Source organism: Mesorhizobium sp. M8A.F.Ca.ET.181.01.1.1 (assembly GCF_004792025.1).
Lineage (GTDB): Bacteria > Pseudomonadota > Alphaproteobacteria > Rhizobiales > Rhizobiaceae > Mesorhizobium.
This window is the reverse complement of sequence record NZ_SRTV01000224.1, coordinates 1-305: the sequence shown is the minus strand read 5'-3', so window position 1 is coordinate 305 and position 305 is coordinate 1. Positions and strand designations below refer to the sequence as shown.

Genomic DNA, 305 nt, shown 5'->3' with positions numbered 1-305 from the left:
CGGAAAGCTTGGCGGCTTCGACCGCGATCAGCTTCAACGGCTTGTACACCGTCATGGTTTGCGTGCCCGCAATCAGGCGCTTGACTGCTGCGAGGTCCGCGTCCTGGCCCGATACCGGCACCTTGCCTGCCATATGCTGGGCGGCGAGCGCCTGGATTGCGCCGCCTGCCGTGCCGTCGTTCGAAGCGACAATTGCGTCGATCTTGTTGTTGTTCGCGGTCAGCGCATCTTCCACTATGCGCAGCGCCGTGGATGCGCTCCACTCCGGCACCCACTGCTGACCCACTACCTTGATATCGCCCTTG

General features: G+C 63.0%; 1 protein-coding gene. It reads right to left on the bottom strand.

The window, feature by feature from the left end; all coding sequences use genetic code 11:
* Positions 1 to 305: substrate-binding domain-containing protein (locus EN824_RS34365; protein ID WP_145972526.1), on the bottom strand; the 305-nt coding region annotated here is incomplete at both ends.